We start from the raw sequence: 16,044 nt of genomic DNA on the forward strand, positions 1-16,044 counted from the left end.
TCTTCTAAACCATCATTACATCGGCAGCGATTATTTTGCTGGCTGAGCTTCCAGCGGAGTAACGACACTAGCGTGGTATCCTTTAGGGCCTTCTTCAACTTCGAAGAAAACCTGTTGGCCTGCTTTCAGAGTACGGTAGCCATCCATTTGAATAGTGGAGTAGTGCGCAAATACGTCACTGTCATCCCCTTCCGCACAGATGAATCCAAATCCTTTGGCGTTGTTAAACCATTTTACTGTACCTGTAGCCATGCTATACATCCCTCATGCATTTTTTACTTACGTTGCGAAACTGACGTCACTCCTGTGCGTCAATGTAATAGTGAATATTCATTCAGGCGCTGCCGAAAATTCAAAGCACTATTTTTCCAGAGTAGTCAATGATAGAGTACAGTCAATAGTAAAAAGGTATTACTTGCTAAATATTTACACACAATCGTGCTTCATCTTTTACATTTTAATAACTGTTTTCACTGTGGCGACATGAAACTTTGAATGAATTTAGCGACTTTAGATGCGTTTTTAGTCAGTTGTTAAGTATTTCTCTCCACAAGGAAATCTTTTATTTGCAGCGATACCATTGCTGCATTAGTCTCTAAGTATGGGGTTTTTAACTGCATATGTTTTTGCTCTTACTAAGAGATCCATCCATTTATTCCGTATAACGGAGTGTTAAAGTAACCAATGAAACTGTCTAGACAATACGAATCATGAGCAAACATTTTGAATGGGTAACTCCGGACTCAGATCTACTGGAGTTAGAGAAAACTGACGTTAAGCCACCATCCATGTATCACGTTGTGTTAAATAACGATGATTACACACCAATGGATTTTGTTATTGAAATTCTAGAGCGTTTCTTTTCAATGGATATCGATAAAGCGACGCAAATCATGCTCCAGATTCACTATGAAGGGAAAGCTATTTGCGGCACCTTTACTGCCGAAGTCGCAGAAACCAAAGTAGCGCAAGTGACAATGTATTCAAGGGAAAATGAACACCCGCTGCTTTGCACTATGGAACAAGCTTAATGCTTGATCGAACAATTTCAATTGTTCTTTGAGGAGGTCCTTATGCTGAATAAAGAATTAGAATCGAGTCTCAATGGCGCATTCGCTCGTGCCCGAGACAAACGACATGAGTTTATGACTGTCGAGCACCTCCTGTTGGCGTTGTTGGAAAACGATGCAGCGCGAGATGCCCTTACTGCTTGTCAAGCTGACATTGATGCACTTCGCAACGAGCTTGATGTATTTATCGATCAAACCACGCCACTTATTCCTGAAAACGATGAAACACGTGAGACGCAACCAACCTTGAGTTTCCAGCGCGTATTACAACGTGCCGTCTTCCATGTTCAATCGTCAGGACGCAGTGAAGTGACGGGTGCAAATGTACTTGTTGCGATCTTCAGCGAGCAAGAGTCCCATGCGGCTTACCTACTAAAGAAAAATGATGTAAGTCGTTTGGATATCGTTAACTTTATTTCTCACGGCATTACCAAAGGTAGCGGGTCAAATGATGATTCATCATCAGACTCTTTTGGCAGCGATGCGCCAGTTGAGGAAGCGAATGGTGAAGAGCGTCTAGAAAGTTTTGCACAAAACCTTAACCAAGCAGCGAAACAAGGACAAATAGATCCTTTAATCGGACGTGACAAAGAGTTAGAACGCACGGTGCAAGTTCTGTGTCGTCGCCGTAAAAATAACCCATTGCTGGTGGGTGAAGCAGGCGTGGGTAAAACCGCCATTGCAGAAGGTTTGGCTTGGCGTATCGTTGAAGGCCAAGTGCCAGAAATCATTAAAGATAGCGTGATTTACTCTTTGGATATTGGCTCATTGTTAGCCGGTACTAAGTATCGTGGTGATTTCGAAAAACGTTTCAAAACGATCCTGAAACAGCTGGAAAAAGAAGAGGATGCGATTCTCTTCATTGATGAAATTCATACCATTATTGGCGCCGGTGCAGCGTCAGGTGGCCAGGTGGATGCCGCGAACTTGATTAAGCCATTGCTCAGCAGCGGTAAGTTACGTTGTATTGGTTCAACCACCTATCAAGAGTACAGCAATATTTTTGAAAAAGAGCGCGCGCTTGCTCGCCGCTTCCAAAAAATTGATGTTGTTGAGCCATCGCTTGATGACACCACCAAAATTTTGATGGGCTTGAAGACAAAATACGAAGCGCACCATGAAGTCCGTTACACCAACAAAGCGCTGCGCGCTGCAGTAGAATTGTCCGCTAAATACATCAATGAACGTCACTTGCCAGATAAAGCAATTGATGTGATTGATGAAGCAGGTGCTCGCAGTCGCTTAGCGCCAGCAAGTCGCCGTAAGAAAACAGTCGGTGTGGCTGATATTGAAGCGATGGTTGCTAAGATGGCGCGTATTCCGGAAAAATCAGTTTCTTCCTCTGATAAAGAAGTCCTTCAGACTTTAGAGCAGAAAATGAAGATGATGGTGTTTGGTCAAGACAATGCCATTGAAGTATTGACTGAAGCGATCAAACTGACACGAGCAGGTCTTGGTGCAGATAACAAACCGGTTGGTTCGTTCCTATTTGCTGGTCCAACTGGTGTGGGTAAAACGGAAGTAACGGTACAGCTATCGAAACTGTTGGGTATCGAACTGCTGCGTTTTGATATGTCGGAATACGGCGAGCGTCATTCGGTAAGTCGTTTGATTGGTGCGCCTCCGGGTTATGTTGGTTACGACCAAGGTGGCTTGCTGACAGACGCGGTGTTAAAGCACCCCCATTCAGTCGTTCTTCTCGATGAGATTGAAAAGGCTCACCCAGATATCTTCAACTTGCTGTTGCAAGTGATGGATAACGGTACGCTAACTGATAATAATGGCCGTAAAGCGGACTTCCGTAACGTGATTTTAGTTCTGACGACCAATGCTGGTGTACAAGAAACGGAAAAACGTTCTATCGGCCTAGTGCAACAAGACCATAGCCCAGACGCGATGGCGGAAATTAAGAAGGTGTTTACCCCTGAATTCCGTAACCGTCTAGATAACATTATGTGGTTCAATAGCTTAGATGAAGAAGTGATTCATCAAGTGGTGGACAAATTCATTGTTGAGTTGCAAGCACAGTTAGATGCGCGCGGCGTTTCAATGGAAGTGTCTGATGAAGCACGTAAGTGGTTGGCAACGAAAGGTTACGATAAAGCGATGGGTGCTCGTCCAATGGGACGCGTCATTCAGGACAAACTGAAAAAACCAATGAGTTGCTGTTTGGCGCTCTAGTGGATGGCGGCTCAGTGAAAGTGACCTTGAAAGACGATGAGTTAGAATTTTTCTTTGATCAAGAAAAAGAAGCCGTTGCCCATTAATAAGCGACATATCAAATAGAAAAGCCAGAACGAAAGTTCTGGCTTTTTTTTGCTTAAATTCAACTGAAATTCTACAACGCTAACGACTTACAGATGGCTTGATAGGCGATGTTTACTTCTGATGGGACCGGTTGTTCAATTTGAAAACCCTTTGCCGGGTAGCTTTTAATTCGTTCAAAATCACCCATCATCGCCTCTATAACGGTAAACGAATCAATATCGTCAGTGAAATAATCACTAAAGTTATGTTTGGTCGAAGTGACCACAACATGTTCGACTGTTGTCGGCCATTGCTTTAGAAACGTCGCATAAGCTCGGCGCTCCATATAAGGCTTCTGCACCAAGATGAAACGGTTAAAGTGGAGATCTAACTCTTGCAGACGTTGGGCGCTGAATAAGACATTTTCGCCACTGTTCGTTGAGTGCTTTTCAATAATAATATCGCCAGCAGGTACACCGAGATCTTGGGCGATTGTCGCGAAGGTCTCCGCTTCCGTTTGTGCAAAGACACCTTCCGTTAAACGGCCAAAACCACCAGAGAAAAGGATCTTACCTGCTAGTCCTTGTAAGTAGAGTTGTGCGGCATATTCCGCAACGCGAGGATCATTGCTGCCTAATACAAAAATACAATCTGCCGCTGTGACGGTATGGTCGAGTTGCATGTATTGCCACACCGTTTCAATGTGGCGAAACAGAGGAGGGTTAGTACTCACTACACGGTTTCCTTACAGTAGCTCTAATGTGTGTTGAAAGTGAAATCGATAGCCAAGTTGACATAGCTTTTCAGCACTGACCAATTTGTCTTCGTTGTGCACTATCGGTGGTAACGCTTCATTGCTGCCTGAACGATGTAACGCGGTTTGATAAAACTCCGCTTTGTTGGTGGTGTTGGGCGTCGTCGCATTGATGATTTGTGAGGAAAGATTCAGCGCTGCGAAGGTAACCGCGCCAACGGCGTCAATCTGATGGAGCATATTGGCAGGAGCAAGATCGCTGACTTGACGTAGTCTAGCAGCAAAATTGGCAGGATTGCGGTTTGGTCCAACTAAGCCACTACAGCGGACAATGGCGTAATCGAGGCCGCTATCGATAAGAGCTTGTTCTGCCTGCAGCATGATGTTGGCATTGGCAGAAAAAGTGCTATCTTGCTGTGCCAGCAATAATGTTGCATCTTCTTCTCGCATGGTGCCTGCTCGATCTGGATAGACCGTCGTTGAGCTAACCATGACGATTTTCTGCACCTTTAGTTGGCGTGCTATGTTAACCAACTTATGCCAATATTCTGCATATTCAGCGCCATTGCCACGGCGAAACCCTGGTGGGAAACAGCCAATGATTGTATCTAGTTGTAATGGTTTTAACTGCTGGTAGCAGATATCGATATCATCAGAGAGGTTGACCTGCACTGTTTTATAACCAAGATCGTTGAGATGATCACAGCCTAGTGAAGTCGTTTTACTCACCGTGACAGTATGGCCTAAATTAGCCAAAAATTGAGAAAGAGGTTGACCAAGCCAACCTCCACCAATGATCCCTATCTGTTTCATCACCCACCTCCGGTTAGGTTTGTTTTTCTGCGTTGAGCAACATTCGTAATTGGTGACGCATAAAAGTATGCGCAGGACAGTGACTGACCGTCTGATGCTGTATCACATCAATATTGGCGTGCCATGACAAGTTTTCAAACTGTGAACGCAGTCGAATGAGCTTGCCACTTTCCAGAGCGGGTTGAGCAATGTGCTTGGGCAGCATGCCCCAACCAAAACCACTGCAGATGAGCTCAAGTAAAATATAGTAACTATCGGCAAACCATACTTCAGGGCTATGCGCATGTTGAAAACTGCTCATCTCACTGGATTTAGACCGTATCACGATTTGTCGGTGCAATCGAAGCATATCCAGGTGTGGGACGGTTTCTTGAGCCAAAGCGTGATTGTTTGCCACATACACATCAAACTCAACACTACCAAGCCCTTCAAAATCGAGGTTCTCATCCAAAGAGACTTCGTTGAACATGATTCCCATTGTGGCGCGCTGTTGTACCACTAGCGCAATGATATCGATACTTGAGGCGGTAAGGCATTCAAACCTTAATGTGGGGTAGCGTTCACACACTCGTGTAAGGGCGGCCGAGAGCTGTGTCATCGGGATGCCTTCATCAACAGCTAGGGTAATATCTTGAAAATCGGCATGCTCTAGGTGTTGTGCGCAGTTTAGTAGGCGTTGATGCTGAATAAGAGAAGCTTTGGCGTAAGGCAGTAGACGTTGCCCATGCAGGGTCAGTTTTGGATAGCGAGAGCTGCGATCAAATAATTCAAAACCGCAATCGATCTCAATGTTCATCACATGCTGACTGATGGCGGATTGTACTTTGTTGAGCTTGCGTGCCGCTGCGGAAAATGAGCCTTGTTCGACGGTTGTGACGAAAGCTTCAAGTTGTTCAATACTAAACATATCACTTTAACTGATGGTATCTAACTTTTAACTATCATAGTTGTAGATGAAAATAAGCGCAAATCGAAACATACTGAGAGAAACACCATGCAAACCAAAGAACGAATCTTCCATGCTGTGACATTTGAAATGATTGCATTGGCGATCATTATTCCAACCGCTGCATTCATTACCGGTAAAGCCTCGGGTGATCTGGTTATCGTTGGCTTAAGCTTATTTACCGTCGTGTGGAATTATTTCTACAATATTCTTTTTGACCGTTGGTTTGGCAACGAGCGCAGTAATCGTTCATTAGCACTAAGAATCGGTCATACCTTTGGCTTTGAAGGGGGATTAATTTTCTTATCGGTACCGACCATTGCGTGGTTTTTACAAATCGGTATCGGAGCGGCGTTGTTGCTAGAAGCAGGGTTCTTAGTGTTCTTCTTTTTCTATGCGACGGGCTTCAACTGGTGCTATGACCGTATTCAACCCTATCAGCGCGTATTTGGTGGGAAAATCAAAGCGGCGTAGTCATTACGGCGATGAAACTTATCTGACAGGCATTAAAAAAGAGCACCGTGGTGCTCTTTTTTTTCGCATCATGCGCGAGATTACTTCTGAGAGTTTAACACACGCAGAATCTTATCTGCGTTTTCAGCTACTTCGATGCCTTCATCAGTTAAGTAACCACCATCTGGTAGGGTACAAAGTCCCTTTTCAAATAAACGTTTCACAGCAAGTTGCATGTCTTCTGATGCGTCACTATGAACTTTAATGCCAGTAGCCGAGCTACTAATGTCGAATTGCAGTAGCAAATTAAGTTCTGAAAGATATTCTGGCAAGTATTTCATGGTTTGTTCCTTATAATTAGTACCAACACCCGTGTAACAGTAAAGATAGTCTCTTCTAAACCTTTTGGTTACTGGGTATCTTCAAAAATACTGCTAATGTGACTTAGAAACAATACTCTAAGATAAGAATTGTTAGGCAGCCCAAAAAAGAAGATTTTTGCATAACGAATAGGGTTAATATGAAAAATTAGCCTAAACGAGGAATAATGCCAGTAAATAAAATTTAAAGTTCAATCAAGTTATTGAATTTTAATATGAAAATATTGGTTTGATTAGATTGTTTTATTATTTTTTATAGTGCAATAACAGGATTGAGATCATGTTGAAAATCTCATTTAAAACATTTTTAGTTAACGCCCAAATTAGTGCTTGAATTTGTTTTTGATTAGAGGGATTATCCGCGGCCTCCAATCCCTGCATCAAATTGTTACGCTACCACTATGAATCTTAATCAATTTGACTCTTTATTGCCGCCTCAAATGGCTGAGCGTGCTGCTGAAATTGGCCTAGGCAAAGCAACCAAAGATCCCGTAAAGTCTTTTCTACTCGCTATCTCTGCCGGTATTCATATTGGTATTGCTTTTATATTCTATACCACGGTGACCACTGGTGCCTCCGAGATGGCTTGGGGTATGACGCGCCTAATTGGTGGTATCGCGTTTAGCCTTGGTCTTATCCTCGTGGTTGTCACTGGTGGTGAACTCTTCACCAGCTCGGTGTTGACTTTAGTCGCGCGCGCTAGCGGCAAAATTTCGTGGGGAATGTTGATTAAGAACTGGTGTGTTGTCTATGTAGGCAACATGATCGGTGCGCTACTGCTGGTTGGCTGTATGTTGTTGACCAAACAATACATGTTCGATCATGGCCAAGTAGGCTTAAATGCCATGGCGATCTCGCAACACAAATTACATCATGGCTTCTTCCAAGCGGTTGCACTCGGCATTATGTGTAATGTGCTGGTATGTATTGCGGTATGGATGACCTTCAGTGGTCGTACATTGACTGACAAAATCATGGTAATGATTTTACCCGTGGCTATGTTTGTTTCAGCGGGTTTTGAGCACTGTATTGCTAACATGTTCCAAGTGCCGATGGCGATTGGTATCAAAAATTTTGCACCAGCGGAGTTCTGGCAAATGACCGGTGCGAACATCGCCGATTATGCTGATCTTAATATGATTGATTTCATTATGAATAATCTTGTACCCGTGACATTAGGCAACATCATTGGTGGTGGTCTATTTGTTGGGATATGGTACTGGATGATCTATTTACGTGATGATCAACATTGATACATCGATATTAATAAGGCTCGCATAGCGGGCCTTTTTTACATCCATAAAAACACATCACGGTTGATATCGAGAGGTTCACTTGCCTTGACTTGTTTAGGTAGGTCGACCAGCCAATTACGTTGATCATCGTTCTCAACATGATTTTTAACTTGAACTTGACGTGTGTGTTCATTGGTCTCAAATTGCATTTTCCATTCCTCGTTGCTAGATAAATCCGTCTATTTAGCGAGAGTGTAGAGTGCGTTTTTTACGCAATGATGACAAAAATGATGACGAAAATTCGCGATGTTAAATAACTGCCTACAGTGTTATCCACAGATTCTGTGGATAAGATCCTAAATTGCTGGTGGGTAAAGTGATTTGTTGATTATTTGTTGTACGGCTTTGCCAGTATTCGCCCGTTCGCGTTGATGCATACTCGCACCGCTAGCGATAAAGTTGTGGTGGTTGAGATGGTGAGCACCACAAAGATAGCGACCATAATCATCAACTGATATTTTATCGCGATCATCGGGCTCGCCCCACCCAAAATTTGTCCGGTCATCATCCCCGGTAACGTGACCAATCCCATCGTGCTCATACTGGCTAAAGAGGGCGCAAGAGACTTTTGCATTGCTTCTCGTATGAAAGGCAAACTCGCGTATTTTGGTGATGCTCCAAGCGCAATTGCACCTTCATATTCAGCTTGGCGTTGTTCAAAACTTGAAAAAAGGTTTTGTAAAGCAACGATGTTGCCACTGAGGGAGTTACCCAGCAGCATGCCGGCTAACGGAATCAGATACTGGGCATTATAAGTAGGGGTTGGGCGGATAACAGCGGCGCAGACCAACACTAACATCGGCATTAACCCAAGTAGTAAACCTAAACCTGCTGGCATCAATAATTTTGTTTTAGGCAGGCGTGCTTTACTAACGATGGAGCTAGCGCCAACTAAAAGCATGAACAGTAGCCACGCCAAATTGATGATAAGACTATTAATTTGGAACAGATACTCAAGATATAGACCAACGAAGATCAACTGGACAAACATGCGTCCTACGCTGACCAATAACTCTTTTTCGATACTCAGCTGTAAGTAACGACTGATCACTATCGGGATCAAAAGAGTACAAAAAAATAGAGCAAGAATTGCCCAAGGAATGTCGATAACTGTGGTCATGATACCTCTCCAAATGACTTTTCTAGTCTACATTAAATGGTGGAGCAAGGCGTGTTTAAATACGATAAAGCGATGATATCGACAGGTTTTTTAATTATCTAATGGTTAACTTTAATGTAACAATTGGGGCTGATAATAGTTGGTTTTTGGCTGAAATAGAGAGGGAAGAGCTCCGTTTCGTGGCGAAAATTGTTATAAATTTTGGCCTTTTATTCCATTAATGAATTGTCATAACTTAATGTATATTTTTACATCAAACCTTAATTGGACACATCTCTGTGTCAGCTCAAAAAAGTATTCGATAACGCGGTTTATAAAGGAGTAATTGATTGAACCCTACAAAGAATATGGTCTAAAATTTTCCTTAGAAACAGTAAAACAAATAGTCCGATTTTCTGGGCTAACCAAAAACACTAGATACACAATAGGCAAATGTATGAGTGATGTTAACAAAATTGAAAAAGGCGAGAAGCTTTCGCTGGAGTGGAAATCGTTCCTCTTCATCACAGTGATTCTCTTTCCAATTCTTAGTGTCGCATTCGTAGGCGGTTACGGATTTATTGTTTGGGCGCTGCAAGTGTTCTTCTTTGGACCTCCTGGCGTTCACGGTGGTTAAGCCTCGAGCTCACAACGACACTTCTATATAAGAATTTTAAGAGAGCGAATCATGAAAAATATGATTATCAAATTGTGGCGCACAATGTCGCGTCCTGCGGTTCATATCAGCCTAGGTGTGCTGACGATGGGCGGCTTTATTGCTGGTGTTATTTTCTGGGGTGGTTTCAACACTGCGCTAGAAGTGACCAATACAGAAAAGTTCTGTATCAGTTGTCACACCATGCGTGACAACGTGTACGTAGAACTGCAAGAGACTGTTCACTGGAAAAACCACTCTGGTGTTCGTGCTACATGTCCTGACTGTCACGTTCCTCACAACTGGACAGACAAGATTGCACGTAAGATGCAAGCTTCAAAAGAAGTATTTGCTCAAGTATTCGGCAACTATGATGAACCAGGTGTGTTTGAAGAGCGTCGAATAGAGCTTGCTAAACATGAATGGGATCGTTTCTCGGCGAACAAATCTCAAGAATGTAAAGATTGTCACAACTACGAATCGATGGATTTCGAGCAAATGTCTCCAACTGCTCGTATTCAAATGAAGCAAGCGGCAGAAAAAGATCAAAGCTGTGTTGATTGCCACAAAGGCATCGCGCACAACCTACCAGCTGGTATGGATAGCATCGGCGGTATCGTAGGTGATCTAGAAGCATTAGCTTCGAACACGAACTACGATGTAGGCCAAGAATTGGTGAGCGTTCGTCACCTACCAATTTACTTCGATGACAAAGGCGAGAAAGAAGCGGGTCTTCTAAATCCTGCATCGGTTGTTAAAGTTATCGCGGACAAAGGCGACTACGCTGAAATCGAAATCGATGGCTGGCGCAAAGCGAAAGGCTTTGGTCGTGTAATCCAAGCTGATTTTGGTAAAAACATTGCTGTTGCATCACTTCTAAAAGAAGCATCAACGGACAGCAAAGTGGTTACCACCGGTGAGAAAAAAGTGGATGAGCTAACGGGTCTTCCATGGGAGAAAGTGGCTGCGACGGTATGGATCAAGAAAGAATCTATGCTAAACGACATCACGCCTGTATGGGAAAAATCGGCAGAAGCATACAAAACAAACTGTTCAGTATGTCATACCCAACCAGCTGAAGCGCACTTCGATGCGAACACTTGGCCAGGTATGTTCGACGGTATGCTTGCGTTCGTTAACCTAGATACAGATAGTGAAGCACTGATCTTGAAGTACCTACAGATGCACTCTTCAGATTTTGCTGAAGGTCACCACTAATACGCGTCGGATGGAGTAATTTTAATGGCAATTACACGAAGAAGTTTTCTTAAGGGCGTAGCAACTACCAGTGCTGCGTCAGTAATCGGTCCTAGTCTGTTAGCGTCAGCTTCAGCTAGTGCTGCTGAGAGCACGGGTACTTGGAAAGTAACCGGTTCTCACTGGGGCGCATTCCGCGCCCACATCTACGCGGGTAAAGTTCAAGAGATTCAACCAATTGAGCTAGATAAAAACCCAACCGAGATGTTGAACGGTATTAAAGGCATTATCTACAGCCCATCACGTGTACGTTACCCAATGGTACGTCTAGATTGGTTGAAGAAGCACAAATACAGCGCAGAAACTCGCGGTAACAACCGTTTTATCCGTGTTACTTGGGATGAAGCACTAGACTTGTTCTACCGTGAACTAGAGCGCGTTCAAAAAGATTACGGTCCTTGGGCTCTGCACGCAGGTCAAACAGGCTGGAACCAAACAGGTTCATTCAACAACTGTACTGCACACATGCAACGTGCCGTTGGTATGCATGGTAACTTCATCACAAAAGTAGGTGACTACTCGACGGGTGCTGGTCAAACCATCATGCCTTACGTACTTGGTTCTACTGAAGTTTACGCACAAGGTACTTCTTGGTCTGAAATCCTAGAAAACTCAGACAACATCGTACTTTGGGCAAACGACCCAGTTAAAAACCTACAAGTAGGTTGGAACTGTGAAACGCATGAGTCATTTAAGTACCTAGCTCAACTGCAAGAGAAAGTAGCGAAAGGCGAAATCAATGTACTTTCAGTTGACCCAGTTAAGAACAAAACTCAGCGTTACCTGAATAACGATCACCTGTACATCAACCCGATGACAGACGTGGCGTTCATGATGGCTGTCGCGCATGTTCTTTACAATGAAGACCTGTACGACAAAGAGTTCATTAAGACTTACTGTCTAGGTTTTGAAGACTTCATTGGTTACGTACAAGGCGAAACCAAAGATAAAGTTGTTAAGACTCCTGAGTGGGCAGAAGAGATCTGTGGCGTTAAAGCTGACAAGATCCGCGAATTTGCTCGCATGCTTGTTAATGGTCGTACACAGATCCTGATGGGTTGGTGTATCCAACGTCAAGAGCACGGTGAGCAGCCATACTGGGCAGCAGCAGTAGTTGCAGCGATGGTTGGTCAAATTGGTCTACCTGGCGGCGGTATCTCTTACGGTCACCACTACTCAAGTATCGGTGTTCCATCAACTGGCTTTGCTGGCCCTGGTGGTTTCCCTCGTAACCTTGATACTGGTTCTAAGCCAAAATGGGACAACAACGATTTCAACGGCTACAGCCGTACAATCCCTGTTGCTCGTTGGATTGACTGTCTACTTGAACCGGGTAAAGAGATCCGTTACAACGGCGGTAAAGTGAAGCTTCCAGACTTCAAGATGATGGTGATCTCGGGTTGTAACCCATGGCACCACCACCAAGACCGCAACCGTATGAAGAAAGCGTTTATGAAGCTTCAAACGGTAGTAACGATTGAATTTGCGTGGACGGCAACTTGTCGCTTCTCTGATATCGTGCTTCCAGCATGTACTCAGTGGGAACGTAACGACATCGACGTATACGGTTCGTACTCAAACAAAGGTTTGGTTGCGATGCATCGTCTAGTGGACCCATTGTTCCAATCTAAGACTGACTTCCAAATCATGAGTGAACTAACTCAGCGCTTTGGCCGTCGTGACGAATACACTCGTGGTATGAGTGAGATGGAATGGATTCAAAGCCTATACAACGATTGTAAAGCAGCGAACACTGGTAAGTTTGAAATGCCAGAATTTGCTGAGTTCTGGGAACAGAGTGTTCTAGATTTCGGTGAAGGTAAACCTTGGGTTCGCCACGCTGATTTCCGTCAAGACCCAGAGATCAACCCACTAGGTACACCATCAGGCTTCATCGAGATCACTTCTCGTAAGATCGGCCGTTACGGTTACGAACACTGTCAAGAACACCCAATGTGGTTTGAAAAGACAGAGCGTTCACACGGTGGTCCAGGTTCTGACAAACACCCGTACTGGTTGCAATCTTGCCACCCAGACAAGCGTTTGCACTCACAAATGTGTGAGTCTGATGAATTCCGTGCAACTTACACCGTTCAAGGTCGTGAGCCGGTTTACATCAACCCACTAGATGCTAAAGCAAAAGGCATCAAAGATGGTGATTTGGTACGCGTATTTAACGACCGTGGTCAGCTAATGGCTGGTGCTGTATTAACTGACAGCTACCCACGTGGTGTTATTCGTATCGAAGAAGGTGCATGGTACGGTCCACTATCTGAAAAAGTGGGCGCAATCTGTACTTACGGCGATCCAAACACACTAACGCTGGACATCGGTTCTTCTGAGCTAGCTCAAGCAACGTCTGCAAACACTTGTATCGTTGATTTTGAGAAGTTCAAAGGCAAAGTGCCACCAGTGACTTCATTCGGTGGTCCAATCGAAGTTAACTAATTATTAGTTTACTCGCGATAACGAAACACAAAAACCAGCCTTCGGGCTGGTTTTTTTTCATCGGTGTTCATCTGGAATAATCAAAAAATATAACCCCCTTCCATCTTGCGCTTAGTCTTATTTGGGCCAGCGTATTGGCCGATGACAATGTCAATTCTTGGCGATGGGTTGGAAGCGCTACTGAGGTGCGTTAAGCAAAGCGGTGAAACGGCATTGGTTGGATTGCAGTTCAATTAAGAGTCGTGCAAGCCTTGGGCGTAACCTCGGATTGGGTTTATCGGCACGCGTAATACTGACAGTGGGTTAAACTCGCCAATCATCGGGCGCTGCTATACACTAGCCGAAAAGTAAGGCATTAATTAGGTTTTCGTATGTCTATTATCTTGGGAATTGACCCAGGCTCTCGCATCACGGGTTATGGTGTTATTCGCCAACAAGGCCGCCATCTCCAATATCTTGGTAGTGGGTGCATTCGCACCTCAGAGAAAGAGCTTCCAGGCCGACTAAAGCAGATTTATGCGGGTGTAACGGAAATCATTACTCAGTTTCAACCTGATGTGTTCGCAATTGAGCAAGTGTTTATGGCGAAGAACGCCGATTCTGCGCTTAAGCTTGGTCAAGCACGCGGCAGTGCGATTGTCGCCGCGGTAAACGCGGACTTACCAGTGTATGAATATGCGGCAAGACTTATCAAACAAGCCGTGACAGGAACCGGTGGAGCGGATAAGCAGCAAGTGCAGCATATGGTTAAACAGATGCTTAAGTTACCCGCGTGTCCACAAGCGGATGCGGCGGATGCACTTGGCGTCGCAATTTGTCATGCCAACACCAATAAAACCCTGGTCGCTTTGGCGGGTAGGGCAACCAGCGCAAGACGCGGTCGTTACCGTTAAGCTTGTCGCCACAGCGATTTCAATAGCCAGTTTTTACTGGCTATCCATCCAGTTATTTATTATCATCGAAGCAAATTCTATTACACTAGGTACCTACCGTGATTGGACGTCTCCGCGGCATTTTGCTAGAAAAGCAACCTCCTGAACTCCTGATTGAAGTCAATGGCATTGGCTATGAAGTACAAATGCCAATGAGCTGCTTTTACGAGCTACCCAATATCGGTGAAGAAGCGATCATCTATACTCACTTTGTTGTCCGAGAAGACGCCCAACTGCTTTATGGTTTTAATACCGTAAAAGAGCGTGCCTTGTTCCGTGAAGTCATCAAAGCGAATGGTGTGGGGCCAAAATTAGGTTTGGGGATTCTTTCTGGTATGACTGCGACGCAATTTGTTGCCAGCGTTGAACGTGAAGATATCTCAACGTTAGTGAAACTACCGGGTGTAGGTAAAAAGACGGCAGAGCGCCTAGTGGTTGAAATGAAAGATCGTCTTAAAGGCTGGAGTGCCGGCGATTTGTTTACCCCATTTACCGACGCAGCACCATTGGATAACAGTACCGGTTCGTCTCAAAGCAACGCGGAAGAAGAAGCGGTGAGTGCACTGCTGGCGCTTGGCTATAAACCAGTACAAGCATCTAAAGTCGTTTCTCAAGTGAAGAAACCGGGAATGACGTGTGAAGAGCTGATTAAAGACGCTCTTAAATCGATGGTGTAACGGGGATTATTCATGATTGAAGCTGATCGTTTAATTGCACCTGATAGCCCGGTTTTTCATGATGAAGATGTCATAGACCGTGCGATACGTCCGAAAAAACTGGATGACTATCGTGGTCAGGATCATGTTCGTGACCAAATGGAGATCTTCATTCAAGCGGCTCGGCTTCGTAGTGAACCACTGGATCATCTACTGATTTTTGGTCCTCCGGGTTTGGGTAAAACCACCTTGGCTAACATTGTCGCCAATGAGATGGGCGTTAATATTCGTACTACTTCCGGCCCGGTGTTAGAAAAAGCGGGTGACTTGGCGGCATTGCTGACCAATCTTGAAGAAAATGACGTACTGTTCATCGATGAAATACATCGCCTCAGCCCGATGGTGGAAGAGGTACTGTATCCTGCCATGGAAGATTACCAGTTAGACATTATGATTGGTGAAGGCCCTGCAGCACGTTCGATCAAAATTGACCTACCTCCTTTTACCTTAATAGGTGCCACTACGCGCGCGGGGTCATTGACCTCACCACTGCGCGACCGCTTTGGTATTACCCAGCGACTAGAGTATTACCAAGTGCCAGATCTGCAGCATATCGTTCAGCGTAGTGCCGATTGCTTAGGTTTGTCGATGGAATCGGAAGGCGCACTTGAAGTTGCGCGCCGTGCTCGTGGTACCCCGCGTATTGCAAACCGTCTGTTACGCCGTGTTCGAGATTACGCGGAAGTAAAAGGGGATGGTCATATTAGCCCTGACATCGCGGATAAAGCGCTGAATATGCTCGATGTAGACGCGCAAGGCTTTGACTATATGGACCGCAAGCTATTACTGGCAATTATGGAAAAGTTTGGTGGTGGTCCGGTTGGATTGGACAACATGGCCGCAGCGATTGGTGAAGAAAAAGACACCATTGAAGATGTACTAGAACCCTACCTTATACAGCAAGGTTATTTGCAACGAACCCCACGTGGACGAATTGCAACCGATCGCGCCTATCTCCATTTCGGTATCGACAAGTAAA

General features: G+C 44.6%; 16 protein-coding genes and 1 pseudogene. 10 read left to right on the plus strand and 7 right to left on the minus strand.

Annotated elements, in window-relative coordinates; genetic code table 11:
- Positions 1 to 30 precede the first annotated feature (30 nt).
- A complete protein-coding gene (gene cspD, locus RH85_RS12355; RefSeq protein WP_006712587.1) occupies positions 31 to 252 on the minus strand; it encodes a cold shock domain-containing protein CspD in 222 nt (73 codons plus the stop codon).
- A 458-nt stretch (positions 253 to 710) separates the two neighbouring features.
- On the opposite strand from cspD, the gene clpS reads away from it, so the two are divergent.
- Together clpS and clpA are read left to right on the plus strand one after the other, a co-directional pair.
- Complete coding sequence (gene clpS / locus RH85_RS12360) at positions 711 to 1,031, plus strand: ATP-dependent Clp protease adapter ClpS (RefSeq protein WP_006712588.1); 321 nt, start codon at positions 711 to 713, stop codon at positions 1,029 to 1,031.
- 42 nt (positions 1,032 to 1,073) lie between these two features.
- Positions 1,074 to 3,337: pseudogene (gene clpA, locus RH85_RS12365) on the plus strand (ATP-dependent Clp protease ATP-binding subunit ClpA).
- Between the two features lie 71 nt (positions 3,338 to 3,408).
- Here the strand turns inward: clpA and RH85_RS12370 are convergent.
- From RH85_RS12370 to RH85_RS12380, 3 genes are read right to left on the minus strand one after another with little or no spacing between them, the layout of a single operon-like run.
- Positions 3,409 to 4,050 carry a YdcF family protein gene (locus RH85_RS12370; protein ID WP_006712590.1) on the minus strand — a complete coding sequence of 214 codons (642 nt, stop codon included), beginning with the start codon at positions 4,048 to 4,050 and terminating at the stop codon, positions 3,409 to 3,411.
- A gap of 12 nt (positions 4,051 to 4,062) precedes the next feature.
- Entirely contained in the window at positions 4,063 to 4,884 is an 822-nt protein-coding gene (locus RH85_RS12375) for an NAD-dependent epimerase/dehydratase family protein (RefSeq protein WP_006712591.1), read from the minus strand.
- A 13-nt stretch (positions 4,885 to 4,897) separates the two neighbouring features.
- Positions 4,898 to 5,791, minus strand: coding sequence for a LysR family transcriptional regulator (locus RH85_RS12380; RefSeq protein ID WP_006712592.1), 894 nt, complete (start codon positions 5,789 to 5,791; stop codon positions 4,898 to 4,900).
- A gap of 87 nt (positions 5,792 to 5,878) precedes the next feature.
- Between RH85_RS12380 and RH85_RS12385 the strand changes: the two genes are divergently transcribed.
- A complete protein-coding gene (locus RH85_RS12385; RefSeq protein ID WP_006712593.1) occupies positions 5,879 to 6,304 on the plus strand; it encodes a PACE efflux transporter in 426 nt (141 codons plus the stop codon).
- Positions 6,305 to 6,384: 80 nt separating this feature from the next.
- Here RH85_RS12385 and RH85_RS12390 read toward each other — a convergent pair whose 3' ends face one another.
- Entirely contained in the window at positions 6,385 to 6,624 is a 240-nt protein-coding gene (locus tag RH85_RS12390; protein WP_006712594.1) for a TIGR02647 family protein, read from the minus strand.
- Positions 6,625 to 7,064: 440 nt separating this feature from the next.
- Between RH85_RS12390 and focA the strand changes: the two genes are divergently transcribed.
- On the plus strand, positions 7,065 to 7,916 hold the full coding sequence (focA, locus tag RH85_RS12395) for a formate transporter FocA (RefSeq protein ID WP_006712595.1): 852 nt from the start codon (positions 7,065 to 7,067) through the stop codon (positions 7,914 to 7,916).
- Between the two features lie 38 nt (positions 7,917 to 7,954).
- Here the strand turns inward: focA and RH85_RS23010 are convergent, their stop codons facing one another.
- Together RH85_RS23010 and RH85_RS12400 are read right to left on the minus strand one after the other, a co-directional pair.
- The gene (locus tag RH85_RS23010) at positions 7,955 to 8,107 is read right to left on the minus strand and encodes a hypothetical protein (RefSeq protein ID WP_006712596.1); all 153 of its coding nucleotides are present in this window, start codon (positions 8,105 to 8,107) and stop codon (positions 7,955 to 7,957) included.
- 179 nt (positions 8,108 to 8,286) lie between these two features.
- Positions 8,287 to 9,078, minus strand: coding sequence for an ABC transporter permease (locus RH85_RS12400; protein ID WP_006712597.1), 792 nt, complete (start codon positions 9,076 to 9,078; stop codon positions 8,287 to 8,289).
- A gap of 436 nt (positions 9,079 to 9,514) precedes the next feature.
- On the opposite strand from RH85_RS12400, the gene torE reads away from it, so the two are divergent.
- The 6 genes from torE (at position 9,515) to ruvB (ending at position 16,043) form a co-directional block, all read left to right on the plus strand.
- On the plus strand, positions 9,515 to 9,694 hold the full coding sequence (torE, locus tag RH85_RS12405) for a trimethylamine N-oxide reductase system protein TorE (RefSeq protein WP_039949006.1): 180 nt from the start codon (positions 9,515 to 9,517) through the stop codon (positions 9,692 to 9,694).
- 51 nt (positions 9,695 to 9,745) lie between these two features.
- The gene (torC, locus tag RH85_RS12410) at positions 9,746 to 10,930 is read left to right on the plus strand and encodes a pentaheme c-type cytochrome TorC (RefSeq protein WP_006712599.1); all 1,185 of its coding nucleotides are present in this window, start codon (positions 9,746 to 9,748) and stop codon (positions 10,928 to 10,930) included.
- A 24-nt stretch (positions 10,931 to 10,954) separates the two neighbouring features.
- The gene (gene torA / locus RH85_RS12415) at positions 10,955 to 13,417 is read left to right on the plus strand and encodes a trimethylamine-N-oxide reductase TorA (RefSeq protein WP_006712600.1); all 2,463 of its coding nucleotides are present in this window, start codon (positions 10,955 to 10,957) and stop codon (positions 13,415 to 13,417) included.
- 371 nt (positions 13,418 to 13,788) lie between these two features.
- On the plus strand, positions 13,789 to 14,310 hold the full coding sequence (ruvC, locus tag RH85_RS12420; RefSeq protein WP_006712602.1) for a crossover junction endodeoxyribonuclease RuvC: 522 nt from the start codon (positions 13,789 to 13,791) through the stop codon (positions 14,308 to 14,310).
- 98 nt (positions 14,311 to 14,408) lie between these two features.
- Positions 14,409 to 15,026, plus strand: coding sequence for a Holliday junction branch migration protein RuvA (gene ruvA, locus RH85_RS12425; RefSeq protein ID WP_006712604.1), 618 nt, complete (start codon positions 14,409 to 14,411; stop codon positions 15,024 to 15,026).
- 12 nt (positions 15,027 to 15,038) lie between these two features.
- Positions 15,039 to 16,043: a Holliday junction branch migration DNA helicase RuvB gene (gene ruvB / locus RH85_RS12430; RefSeq protein WP_006712606.1), complete on the plus strand. Its 1,005-nt coding sequence runs from the start codon at positions 15,039 to 15,041 to the stop codon at positions 16,041 to 16,043.
- The last annotated feature ends 1 nt before the right edge of the window (position 16,044 follow it).

It is taken from the genome of Vibrio ichthyoenteri ATCC 700023 (assembly GCF_000222605.1).
GTDB lineage: Bacteria > Pseudomonadota > Gammaproteobacteria > Enterobacterales > Vibrionaceae > Vibrio > Vibrio ichthyoenteri.

What these genes read in the sequence shown, in the direction of transcription:
- RH85_RS12380 (WP_006712592.1), bottom strand. Translation starts at nt 5,791, where the DNA reads ATGTTTAGTATTGAACAACTTGAAGCTTTCGTCACAACCGTCGAACAA.
- torA (WP_006712600.1), top strand. Translation starts at nt 10,955, where the DNA reads ATGGCAATTACACGAAGAAGTTTTCTTAAGGGCGTAGCAACTACCAGT.
- torC (WP_006712599.1), top strand. Translation starts at nt 9,746, where the DNA reads ATGAAAAATATGATTATCAAATTGTGGCGCACAATGTCGCGTCCTGCG.
- focA (WP_006712595.1), top strand. Translation starts at nt 7,065, where the DNA reads ATGAATCTTAATCAATTTGACTCTTTATTGCCGCCTCAAATGGCTGAG.
- RH85_RS12375 (WP_006712591.1), bottom strand. Translation starts at nt 4,884, where the DNA reads ATGAAACAGATAGGGATCATTGGTGGAGGTTGGCTTGGTCAACCTCTT.
- ruvB (WP_006712606.1), top strand. Translation starts at nt 15,039, where the DNA reads ATGATTGAAGCTGATCGTTTAATTGCACCTGATAGCCCGGTTTTTCAT.
- RH85_RS12385 (WP_006712593.1), top strand. Translation starts at nt 5,879, where the DNA reads ATGCAAACCAAAGAACGAATCTTCCATGCTGTGACATTTGAAATGATT.
- RH85_RS12390 (WP_006712594.1), bottom strand. Translation starts at nt 6,624, where the DNA reads ATGAAATACTTGCCAGAATATCTTTCAGAACTTAATTTGCTACTGCAA.
- cspD (WP_006712587.1), bottom strand. Translation starts at nt 252, where the DNA reads ATGGCTACAGGTACAGTAAAATGGTTTAACAACGCCAAAGGATTTGGA.
- ruvC (WP_006712602.1), top strand. Translation starts at nt 13,789, where the DNA reads ATGTCTATTATCTTGGGAATTGACCCAGGCTCTCGCATCACGGGTTAT.
- torE (WP_039949006.1), top strand. Translation starts at nt 9,515, where the DNA reads ATGAGTGATGTTAACAAAATTGAAAAAGGCGAGAAGCTTTCGCTGGAG.
- clpS (WP_006712588.1), top strand. Translation starts at nt 711, where the DNA reads ATGAGCAAACATTTTGAATGGGTAACTCCGGACTCAGATCTACTGGAG.
- RH85_RS12400 (WP_006712597.1), bottom strand. Translation starts at nt 9,078, where the DNA reads ATGACCACAGTTATCGACATTCCTTGGGCAATTCTTGCTCTATTTTTT.
- RH85_RS23010 (WP_006712596.1), bottom strand. Translation starts at nt 8,107, where the DNA reads ATGCAATTTGAGACCAATGAACACACACGTCAAGTTCAAGTTAAAAAT.